Origin of the sequence: Mycobacterium sp. 1245801.1 (genome assembly GCF_001673055.1) — a bacterium.
In the GTDB taxonomy this organism is placed as follows: Bacteria; Actinomycetota; Actinomycetes; order Mycobacteriales; family Mycobacteriaceae; genus Mycobacterium; species Mycobacterium europaeum_A.
The window spans coordinates 26,350-37,167 of the sequence record NZ_LZKY01000029.1 but is presented as its reverse complement, the minus strand read 5'-3'; the positions used below and the strand labels follow the sequence as shown (position 1 = coordinate 37,167).

General features: G+C 69.5%; 10 protein-coding genes. 3 read left to right on the top strand and 7 right to left on the bottom strand.

The features are described 5' to 3' along the window. Positions 1-35 precede the first annotated feature (35 nt). From A5622_RS29490 to A5622_RS01990, 3 genes are all read right to left on the bottom strand, one after another. Positions 36-389, bottom strand: coding sequence for a molybdopterin oxidoreductase (locus tag A5622_RS29490; RefSeq protein ID WP_066876340.1), 354 nt, complete (start codon positions 387-389; stop codon positions 36-38). 5 nt (positions 390-394) lie between these two features. After that, complete coding sequence (locus tag A5622_RS01995) at positions 395-2,500, bottom strand: molybdopterin oxidoreductase family protein (RefSeq protein ID WP_066876338.1); 2,106 nt, start codon at positions 2,498-2,500, stop codon at positions 395-397. Between the two features lie 156 nt (positions 2,501-2,656). Further along, on the bottom strand, positions 2,657-3,394 hold the full coding sequence (locus A5622_RS01990) for an alpha/beta fold hydrolase (protein WP_066866059.1): 738 nt from the start codon (positions 3,392-3,394) through the stop codon (positions 2,657-2,659). 180 nt (positions 3,395-3,574) lie between these two features. Here A5622_RS01990 and A5622_RS01985 point away from each other — a divergent pair, with 180 nt between their 5' ends. Then, positions 3,575-4,474, top strand: a complete 900-nt coding sequence (locus tag A5622_RS01985) for an alpha/beta hydrolase (protein ID WP_066876336.1) — start codon at positions 3,575-3,577, stop codon at positions 4,472-4,474. 7 nt (positions 4,475-4,481) lie between these two features. On the opposite strand, the gene A5622_RS01980 is transcribed toward A5622_RS01985, so the two are convergent. Genes A5622_RS01980 through A5622_RS01970 form a run of 3 tightly spaced genes read right to left on the bottom strand, consistent with a single transcriptional unit; the run spans position 4,482 to position 8,018 of the window. Beyond that, positions 4,482-5,795: an amidohydrolase family protein gene (locus A5622_RS01980; RefSeq protein WP_066876334.1), complete on the bottom strand. Its 1,314-nt coding sequence runs from the start codon at positions 5,793-5,795 to the stop codon at positions 4,482-4,484. Further along, on the bottom strand, positions 5,789-6,970 hold the full coding sequence (locus A5622_RS01975) for a CoA transferase (RefSeq protein WP_066876332.1): 1,182 nt from the start codon (positions 6,968-6,970) through the stop codon (positions 5,789-5,791). Before A5622_RS01975 ends, A5622_RS01980 begins: the two co-directional genes overlap by 7 nt. A gap of 31 nt (positions 6,971-7,001) precedes the next feature. Next, complete coding sequence (locus tag A5622_RS01970) at positions 7,002-8,018, bottom strand: MaoC family dehydratase (protein ID WP_066876330.1); 1,017 nt, start codon at positions 8,016-8,018, stop codon at positions 7,002-7,004. 133 nt (positions 8,019-8,151) lie between these two features. Between A5622_RS01970 and A5622_RS01965 the strand changes: the two genes are divergently transcribed. Together A5622_RS01965 and A5622_RS01960 are read left to right on the top strand one after the other, a co-directional pair. After that, positions 8,152-9,306, top strand: coding sequence for an acyl-CoA dehydrogenase family protein (locus tag A5622_RS01965; protein WP_066876328.1), 1,155 nt, complete (start codon positions 8,152-8,154; stop codon positions 9,304-9,306). A 129-nt stretch (positions 9,307-9,435) separates the two neighbouring features. After that, positions 9,436-9,879, top strand: coding sequence for a CD225/dispanin family protein (locus A5622_RS01960; protein ID WP_066866041.1), 444 nt, complete (start codon positions 9,436-9,438; stop codon positions 9,877-9,879). Here the strand turns inward: A5622_RS01960 and A5622_RS01955 are convergent. Then, a complete protein-coding gene (locus tag A5622_RS01955) occupies positions 9,864-10,817 on the bottom strand; it encodes an enoyl-CoA hydratase/isomerase family protein (RefSeq protein WP_066876326.1) in 954 nt (317 codons plus the stop codon). The two genes, A5622_RS01960 and A5622_RS01955, sit on opposite strands and share 16 nt — an antisense overlap. Position 10,818: the final 1 nt, after the last annotated feature.

The following is a 10,818-nucleotide window of genomic DNA, read 5'->3' as shown; positions in this document are numbered from 1 at the left end:
TGAACGAGTGCGGTCATGAATGATCCTCGCGGGGGCTAGATTTCGACCAGGCCGATGTCGACGAACACCGTGCCGCTCAGGCCGTCCGGTGCGGCGAGGAAAACCTCGAGCACGGTGTCGGCGAGCAGGTCTTCGACGACCCGCAGCGGCACGTGTACGGCGGCTTTGGCGCCGATCGGGAAGTAGCGCATCGGGGCGCCGTCGCGCATCACCACGACGGTGATCAGCTCCTCGGTGCTGTTGCCGCCGCGGAAATACACCGGCTGGGCGATCGCGCCCGCCGGCACCAGGTAGCGCATCGACGCGTCGAGCGGCACCGGGGCGTCGTAGCCTTTGCCGTCGAACGCGAAGGCGCCCTGCAGGAATCGGGGCGTGCTGTCGTCACCCATATGTGTCAATCTCCTTCCCTGGAAACGATCGGCCCGGCGTGAATTGCGGACACGGCGACCGCACATACCTTGAACGACGGCATGCGGGACTGCGGGTCGAGCGCCGGATTGGTTAGCCGGTTGATACATCCCGCGCCGCCCCAGTGAAACGGTGCGAAGACGGTGTCGGGCCGAATGCTGTCGTCCAGGCGGGCTCTCATCACGACCTCACCCCGGCGCGTGCTGAGGCGGACCTTGTCGCCGTCAGCGATTCCGATCCGTCGACCCAGTGCGGGATGCAACTCGGCCACCGGTTCGGATTCGTCATCGGAAAGTTGTGCCACGCGCCGGGTTTGGGTCCCGGATTGGTATTGGCGCAACACTCGCCCGGTCGTCAGGTAGTACGGGTAGTCGTCATCGGGCAGTTCGGCGGCGGCGCGTTGTTCGGTCGCGTGGAAGCGGGCCCTGCGGTCGGGCGTGGGGAAGTCCTCGACGAACAGTCGCGGCGTGTCGGGGTACAGCGCTGACGGGCAAGGCCAGAACACCCCGTCGTGGGCCTCGATCCGTTCATAGCTGATTCCTCTGTAGTCGGCCTTACCGCCCTGACTTGCCCGACGCAGTTCCTCGAACACCTCCTGGGGTTCGGCCGAAAAGCCTTGTGCCCCCAGTCGTTTTGCCAGATCGGTCATCACGTCCAGATCGGAGCGCACCTCCCCGGGCGGCGAAACCGCCGCCCGACGCAGGATCACCCGCCCTTCCAGGTTCGTCATGGTGCCCGACTCCTCAGCCCACTGCGTGGTGGGCAGCACCACGTCGGCCAGCGCGGCGGTCTCGGACAGGAAAATGTCAGACACCACGAGAAAGTCCAGCTCCGCCAGCTTTTCGGCGACGTACGTCGAGTTCGGTGCGGACACCGCGATGTTGGACGCCAGCACCCACAACGCCCGTACGCCACCGGGATTGCCGATGCCGCTGAGCATCTCGTATGCCGACCGGCCCGAGGACGGCAGGTCGGCGGGGTTGATGCCCCATACCTGCGCCACGTGGGCCCGAGCGACAGGATCGTCCAGCTTGCGATAACCCGGTAGCTGGTCGCACTTCTGCCCGTGTTCGCGACCGCCCTGCCCATTGCCCTGTCCCGTGATGGTGGCGAAACCGCTGTATTGACGGCCTGGCAGCCCCAGTGCCAGGGCGAGATTGATGAACGCCTGCGCCGTGTCGGTGCCGGAACTGTGCTGCTCGGCCCCCCGAGCGGTGAGGATCATCGCGCGACCGGCGTTGGCGAGCAGCCGGGCCGCCGCCACGATGTCGTTCTCGGGCACGCCCGTGATGCGCTCCACCCGGTCCGGCCAGTACAGGCGCACGGCGCGGCGCACCGCCTCGAATCCCGTGGTGCGTTCGCAGACGTATTTCTCGTCGATAAGACCCTCGCGGGCAACGACATTGAGCATGCCGTTGGCCAGGGCCAAGTCCGTGCCCGGGACCGGTTGCAGGTGCAGGTCGGCACGAGCAGCGGTCAAAGTGCGCCGAGGATCCACCACGATGTGCTTGGCACCCCGTGCCCGTCCCTGTTCGAAGAACTGCATCGCCGGCGGCATCGTCTCGGCGGGATTGCTGCCGACCAGCAGGACCACGTCGGCTCCGGCGATGTCAGCCAGTGGGAACGGCAGTCCCCGGTCGATACCGAACGATCGGTTCGTTGCGGCGGCCGCGGACGACATGCAGAAGCGGCCGTTGTAGTCGATCGCCGAGGTGCGCAGCGCCACGCGCGCGAACTTGCCCAGCTGATAAGCCTTCTCGTTGGTCAGGCCGCCACCGCCGAAGCAGCCCGCGGCGTCCGGCCCGTGCCGGCGCTGAGCGTCTTGGAATGCCGCGACGACTTTTTCGAGTGCCTCGTTCCAGGTGGCGGGGCGCAGCGGTGAGCCGCGTCCGTCGCGAACCAGTGGGCGCGTCAGACGTTCCGGATGGCCCAGCAGGTCAGCGGCCGTCCAGCCTTTGGCGCACAACCCGCCACGATTGGTCGGAAAGTCGTTTTGTGGCGCGAGCGCCACCTGACCCCCCGAGGTGTCCAGGGTGATCCCGCACTGCAGGGAGCAGTAAGGGCAGTGTGTTTTCGTCGGCGCCGACGCCATCGGCGATCACCGCTTCGCTGTGGGGGCGCCACGGATCCGGCCGGCCCCGCAATGTAGACCTTTCATGTCGCCTCCCGATCGGCCCTTCGCTGCCGAAGCTACGTGGGGCGTGTTTCGGAGGTATTTCGGTTGATTGTCCGGGCGACTACCGCTGCCTCACCGTCGGTGTCCGAACAAGAATGCGTCCAGCAGCTCGTTGACCCGCGCGGGCTCTTCGAGCGCCGCCAGGTGCGCGACCCGGTCGAGCACGGCGAAGGACGCGCCGGGGATCGAGTCGGCCATGGCGCGGGTTTCTGCCACCGGGAAGGTGGCGTCTTCCGCGCCGGCGACCACCAGCACCGGGGCGGTGACCCCGGCCAGCAGGGCGTGCTGGTCGGGCCGGGCGGACACCACGCTGCGCACCGCCCAGCGCACCGAATCGGTGTTCACCGACTGCACGGCTGCCTGCACGGTCGCCACCACGTCCGGGCGGGTGCGCAGCGTCGTCGGGCCCAAGAATGCGCGGACGGCCGAGCGGGTCAGCGGCGGCCGGATGCCGCCCAGCAACCTCGCCAACCGGAGCATGGCGGCGTACTGAATCTTTTGCGCAACAGGGGCTTTCGAGGCCGTGCAGTTCATCAGCACCGCGCGGTCGAGGCGGTCGGGGTAGCGGGCGGCGAAGGTGCCGCCGATCATGCCGCCCCATGAGTTGCCGACGAAGTGGGCCCTGTCGAGGTCGAGCCCGTCCAGCAACTCGACGACGCAGCGGGCGCAATCGGTGAAGTCGAACATCGCGCGCAGCGGCGCACTGCCGCCGTGGCCGGGTGGATCGATGAGCACCAGCCGATGGCTGTCGCCGAAGCGCGCGGCCTGGCCGGCCCATAGGTCGCCCGTCATCAACAGGCTGGGCCACATCAGGACCGCGGGCCCGGTGCCCGCGCTGACCTGGACGTGCAGCGTTCCGAGAACCGTGTCGACGAACCGCGAAGCCAGCCGGGGGTTATTGGCGGTCACGCTGCCTCCTGACGTCCAATCGTGCGCGGCAGATGCCACACAGCCGTCCTGATGATTTTCCGCGTCGGTGATACTGATGCGGTGACGAACAACGATGTTCATCCTGACCTGCAACGATTTATCCGCATCGCCCCACGCCGGCTCGTGGGTCCCCGGACCCTGCCGCTCATGCGGGCGGGGATCGCGTGGCGGGGACGCCTCGGCAAGCCCGTGGCCGGGGTCGAGGTGGTCACCCTGGATTCGGGGGCCGGCGTTCGGCTGTTCCGGCCCGCCGGGGTCACCGAAACCACGCCCGCGCTGTTGTGGATCCACGGCGGCGGATACGTGATCGGCACCGCCCAGCAGGATGACCAGCTCTGCAGCGGCTTCAGCAGGCGGCTGGGCATCACCGTCGCATCGGTGGAATACCGCCTGGCGCCCGAACATCCGTATCCCACGCCGCTGGAAGACTGCTATTCGGCGCTGACCTGGCTGGCCGGGCTGCCCTCGGTGGACCGCTACCGCATCGCCATCGGCGGCGCCAGCGCCGGCGGCGGCCTCGCGGCGGCCCTGGCCCTGCTGGCCCGCGACCGTGCCGAGCTCAGCCCGGCATTTCAGCTGCTGACCTATCCCATGCTCGACGACCGCAGTTCGGCCACCGCACCCCGGGCGCACTACCGGCTGTGGGACAACCGCAGCAACAAGTTCGGCTGGGCGGCCTATCTCGGCAACGCCGACCCCGCGGTGGCCGTCCCCGGCCGCCGCGACGACCTCAGCGGATTGCCGCCGGCCTGGATCGGGGTGGGCACGCACGACCTGTTCCACGACGAAGACCTCGCCTACGCCGAGCGCCTGACCGCCGCGGGGGTGCCGTGCCAGGTCGAAACCATTCCGGGCGCCTTCCACGGCTTCGACCTGGTGTTGCCGAAAGCCCAAGTGTCGCGGCGGTTTTTCGACAGCCAATGCAACAGTCTGCGCGCCGCGCTCAGCCCGGCCACCTGACAGCACCTCACATCGCGAAGTAGATCAGCTCACCGCCGATGACGGTCGCCGCCACCAGGCCGGCGTCCAGGGCGGCCAGCGCCGTCTGCGGCGGTTCGTTGAGCACACACAGGTCGCCCGGCTGCCCGATGTCCACGGTGCGCGGCCGGCCCGGCTGATCGGCCCGGCCCAGGAACATCGTCAAAGCCTCTCGCGCCGAGACGCATTCGCGCGGGCCCAGGACGGCGCCCTGAACCGTGGTGCGGTGCACCGCGGCGCGCATCGCCGTCCAGGGATCGCCGTGGCCGAACGGCATGTCGGTGGACAGCGCGACCGGCACCCGCGCCTTGCGCAGGGATGCGACACGCCACAGCTGATCGTGTTCGGCGGCGGGGACCTCGGCGAGGTATTGGTCGCCACGCTCGGCGACGAAGTTGGGCTGCGTCACCACCGTGACCCCGAGCTCGGCGAGGTCGGCCAGATTGTCGTCGGGCACCACCGCGGCGTGTTCGATGCGGTCCCGCGGGTGGCCGCCCGCCTCGCGCAGGGCCGCGATGGTCACCACCAGCTGGGCGGCGGTCACGCAGTGCACGGCGACGGGCCGGCCGCTATCGTGCTGGTGCGTAACCCATTCCGTGAGCGCCTCGAGGTCCAGGCTGTCGTCGTGCAGGATCTTCTTGCCCGGTGACAGGAAGCTCAGCCGGGGCCGGAACTCGCCTCGCCGGTGCGCCTCCGTCAGCGACGCCATGTCGTCGGCGTCCAGGTCCGGGGTGGCGTCGGTGACGCCGGTGACACCGGTCGCGGTGATCCGGCGGCTCAGTTCGGCCAGATCGGTTTCGCGCCGCTGCAGGGCCAGCGACCAGCCGCGGTCGGCGCTGCGCAGCCGACCGTCGGGATGCTCGGACAGGCCGACCCGGCCCAGCGCTTCGGAATTGAGGATCCACAGCGCCCCGCTGCGGTGCTGGATGCGCACCGGAATGTGGGGAACGATGGCGTCCAGCGTACCCCGATCGAGTTCTCCGGCCACCGAATCGTGGTAGCCGACAGCGCGAATCCAGCCGTCGGGGCCCGGTGTGGCGTTGGTCAGCAATTGGGTGAGCTCGGTTTCGGTGCTGACCCCGGGCGGCCCGACGAGAAACGAATCCTGCGCCGAGGCCGCCGAGCGCAGGTGCACGTGGTGGTCGTGCAGGCCGGGCAGGACGGTGCCGCCGCGGGCGTACAGCACGCCCTCCCCCGGGCGCGCCACCAGGCCCCCACCCGGCGGCGCGATCTCTTCGATCAGCGCGCCCACCCGGATGTCCGCTGTCCTCCCGTCCAGCAAGGTGGCCCGCTGAATTAGCATGGTAGGCAACGCCTTTGGTCGACCAGGCGCCGCACCGCCTCGTTGTCGGCGCCCAGTCCGGACGCCGGCGGTGCTGCCGGTGGGGCCGACGGCGCCGACACGGGTGCGCCCGATGCCGAGGGCCCGGTCGGTAGCGCCGCGTAGGTCGCGGCGACCCCGGCCATGCAGATGCGGATCAACTCGCCGCCGCCGCGGCCCAGGGCTTCGGCCACCGCCAGGGCCGCCTCCAGCCCGGTCAGCGGGTCGGCGATGGCGTCGCCGCAGAACACCGGCCCGTCGGCGCCGGTGCCGACCAGCCCACCGGCCACCGCGGTGTCGTCGCCGAATCCCGGTCTGTGGCCGTCGTATCCGGTGATTTGCAGCCAGATTCGGCCGGCGCGCGCCGTGATGTCCTCGGGCCCGAGCCCCCGGCGCGCCAGTGTCGCGGGGCGCGAGCCCTCGATGACGATGTCGCTGGCGGCCAGCAGTTCCCGCAGTTCGTCGGCCTGGGTGTCGAAATCGATTCCATAGCAGAGCTTTTGGCCGTTGATCCAGTCGAAAAAGGCCGGGTTCCCGGCCCGGGTGCCGTCGGGACGTCGCGGGCTTTCGACCTTGACGACGGTCGCACCGGCACGCGCGAGCAGGCCCGCGCACAAAGGACCCGCCCACATCGAGGACAGGTCGGCCACCAGCAGCCCCTGCGGGCCGCGCGGCGCCAACCGCGATCCCTGGACGCGGATCCGCGGCGGCGCGGGCGCCGCCTCGCCCAGGCCCGCCACCGGAATGTCGAGCAGCCCCGCGCGTTCGACGATCTCGGCCACCGGGCGGGTGCCCGCCCAGCGCTGCAACACCGGCCACGGGTCGGCGGGCATGTCGTCGGCCTGCAGCAGCGCCGGGACGGCGTCGAGGTCGTCGGCGCGCGACAGAGTCAGCGCGCACCAGCCATCCCGGGCGGCGAGCAGCCGCGTGGCGCCGCCCGGTGACACCCGCCCGGCGCGGCTCAAGCCCAGCAACGCCGCCCGCCCCGTCAGCACGCTCGGCGCATCGACACCGACGCCCAGCCTGTCGCCGATGGCCGCCGCGACCTCGTCGGCGCGGGTCAGCAGGTTGGCGCGGGAGAAGTCGGCGGGACCGTCGGGCAGGCCGGTCAAATAGGCCAGCCCGCTACTTCCCCACTTGGTGGCGGCCGAGCTCACGTCCCCATTGTGCGCGTGGCGCACGTCGGCCTCAGAACTGCAGCGCGTGAAACCGCCAGTCCAGCACCGGACGGTCCGGCTCGGCCGCGGTGTCGCTGACCGCATAGACCAGCGAACGCAGCCCCAGCACGCCCCCGTGCCCGGTGGGCTCGGCCGATTCGACGTGCAGTTCGCTGTAGAGGGTGTCGCCCTCGTGCACCGGCCCGGTGTGATCGCAGGATTGCCAGTTCAACACCGTCACCAGATTGGGCAGTAACCTGCTGGCCTGCGCCAAGGCCAGCCCGATGGTATGCCCGCCGTACACCAGCCGACGCCCACCGACTCGCGAATCATGGTGTGTGGCAGCGATATTCAAGGTCAGCCGGGCGAGCTCGGGTGCACTGCTCACCACGTCGGCGGTGCTGTGTAGCACCGAACCCGCCAGGCCGGCGTCGAAGTGCGGACCGGGCGCCTTGTTGCGGAACACCTCGCCGTCCCATTGCGCGGTCGGATCGTGGGCCGGGCCGGGCACGTCGGCGCCGATGCCGGACAGATCGTCGTGCGGCCCGTCCTCGGGCTGCCAATCCGGGCCGGCGGGCAGCATGCCGCAGCGGTAGAAGTCGAGCACCAATTGATCGGCCTGGTCGATGGTGATCATCCGCAGCGCCGCCAGCCCCGTCGGCGCCCGCCCCGGCTTGGGCGAATTCGCCCGCAGCCCAACCACTTCGGTGCGGGTGTAGAGGGAATCACCGATCACCGGGAAACGGTGAAACACCAGGCCCCGATAGAACAGGTTGGCCTTGACCCGCTGGGTCACCAGCGTCGACTGCCCGATCGCCACGTCGCACACCAGCCCCGGATGGGCCAGCGGCGCCGGCAGGCCCGTCACCGCCGCACACAGGTCGGCGTCCAGCGCCAACCGCAGCCGGTCGCCGACGATCGCCTGGTGGGCCCCCGCCAACCCGGACGACAGCGTCATCGACGGCGCCCAGTCGAACACCTGCCCCACCGAGAGGTCGTCGAAGTACGGCCCGCCCTCGCGGATTGCCGCATACCCGTCACTCGTCACAACGCCCCATGCTGGCAGGCTGTGGAATCGAGGGTCAATTCGGATCAAACCCCCAACGTCGACTTGCTGACGTCAATTCGTACGGTTTTGCCCATCAAGTCGACGTTCGGCGCAATCGGTTAGGTGATCACAGGTGAACGACGAAGAAGAGATGCTGGTCGTCACGGTGCGGGCGTTCATCGACCGCGACGTCAAACCGAGCATCCGCGAGTTCGAGCACGCCAACACCTACCCCGAGGCGTGGATCGAGCAGATGAAGCGGATCGGGATCTACGGTCTGGCCGTTCCGGAGGAATACGGCGGGTCGCCGGTCTCCATGCCGTGCTACGTGCGAGTCACCGAGGAATTGGCGCGCGGCTGGATGAGCCTGGCCGGTGCGATGGGCGGCCACACCGTGGTGGCCAAGCTGCTGACTCTGTTCGGCACCGAGGAGCAGAAGCGGAGCTACCTGCCGCGGATGGCCAGTGGCGAGGTGCGCGCCACCATGGCGCTGACCGAACCCGGCGGCGGCTCGGATCTGCAGAACATGACCACCACCGCGCTTCCCGCGGCTCCCGACGACGCCGATCACCTGGTGATCAACGGATCCAAGACCTGGATCAGCAACGCGCGCCGTTCCGGGCTGATCGCGCTGCTATGCAAGACCGACCCGGACGCCACGCCCCGCCACAAGGGCATCTCGATCGTGCTCGTCGAGCACGGGCCGGGCCTTACGGTGTCGCGGGACCTGCCGAAGCTGGGTTACAAGGGCGTCGAGTCGTGCGAGCTGTCGTTCGACGACTTCCGGGTGCCCCGCTCGGCGATACTGGGCGACGTTGCCGGCGAAGGCTTTTCACAGATGATGAAGGGGCTCGAGACCGGACGCATCCAGGTGGCCTCCCGCGCCTTGGGCGTCGCCACCGCCGCGCTCGAAGATGCGCTGGCCTACGCCCAGCAGCGCGAGAGCTTCGGCCAACCCATCTGGCAGCACCAGTCGATCGGCAACTACCTGGCCGACATGGCGACCAAACTCACCGCGGCCCGCCAGCTCACCCGGTACGCCGCCGAGCGCTACGACAGCGGCGAACGCTGCGACATGGAAGCCGGGATGGCCAAACTGTTCGCCTCCGAGGTCGCCATGGAGATCGCCCTGAACGCGGTGCGAATCCACGGCGGCTACGGCTATTCCACCGAATACGACGTGGAACGCTACTTCCGGGACGCGCCGCTGATGATCGTCGGCGAAGGCACCAACGAGATCCAGCGCAACGTGATCGCCCGCCAGCTGGTGACGCGGGGCGGGATCTGATCCGGCCCGCAAATCTCACGGACCGGAGCAAAGTTTGGGAGTATATTTGCCTGACTTCTCCGGCCGGCAAACCGGAACGGCAGTAAAGCTGTTCGCCAACCGAGGGAACCACAGGGAAAGGCAGCCGCCATGAGTTATCCTCCCGTGCCGCCCGGAGGTTCGCCAGAATGGCCGGGGCAGCGACCGGAATGGCAAGGCCAGCAACCGGAATGGCAGGCTCAGCAGCCGCCCGGGTGGCAGGGCCAGCCTCCGCCGGCCGGATGGCCGGCACCCCAGCCGGGATGGCAGGAGCCCGAGAATTATCTGGTTTGGGCGATCCTGGTCACGGTGCTGTGCTGCCTGCCGTTCGGAATCGTGTCCATCGTCCACTCCACTAAGGTGTCCGGGCTGTGGGCCCAGGGCCGCTACGCCGAGGCCCAGGAGGCGTCCAACAACGCCAAGAAGTGGGCCATCATCGGCGCGGTCGTGGGTGCCGTCGCGGCGGTGATCGGTGTGGTGCTGTGGTTCGCCATGTTCGCGGCGATCGTGTCGTCCATCCCGTCCACGACCACCACCACCTATTCGAGTTTCTGAACCTCGTCAACCAACCCCCATTCCAGCGCGGTCGGCACGCCGACGGTGCGCCCGGACAACACGAGATACGCTGTGCGCCAACGGCCTATCCGCCGTGTGACGCTGACTGTGCCGCCGGCGCCGGGAAGCAGTCCCAGCGCCAATTCGGGTAGCCCGAACACCGCGTCGTCGCGGGCGGTGACCCACCCGCAGAACGCCGCCATCTCCAGTCCGCTGCCCATCACCCGGCCGTGCACCTCGGCCCGGCACGCCCGGCCGAGCCTGGCCGCCAGCGCGTCGAGCGCCAGGGCCGGGCTGTAGCGGGTACGGGCCAGGTGCGCACTCGCCGGGTCGGAGAACGTGCCGAACTCGGCGAGGTCGCCGCCGCTGCAGAACGACGGGCCGTTGCCGCTCAACACGACGCCGGTGACCGACGGATCCAGCTGCGCGACGGCCAGGGCCTCCAACAGCGCCGCGCGCGCATCGGTGGAGAACGCGTTGTGCCGCTGGGGCCGGTTGAACGCGATGCGCACGACGTCGCCGTCGCGCGTCACCCGCACCGGGTCGGCGATCTCGGGGACGCGTGCCGGGCCCCGCTCCCTCAGCCACCGCGCGAACTCCGGGCCGGCCTGCAGGGTCGAGTACGCCAACGACTCGGTCGTCACTCCGGACAGCGTCGGGCCCAGTGGGTCCACCGCGCGCAGGACGTCGTCACAGACCGCACTGGCGTGCGGCCACCGATCGCAGCGTGCCGTCAGTTCGTCCACCGTCGCCGACAGCGAGTCGACGGTGACCACCCGCCGGTCGGCGCAGGGATCTTCGGTCAGCGTGAAAGTTGCCGCCGCAAGCCAGGATTCGGCCGCATCGATGTCAGCGGCCGAGCCGACGGCGACGATCACCCCGGGCGGCGACCCCGGGCCGTCGTGCGGCGCACTCGACAGGTCGACCACCCGGAGCATG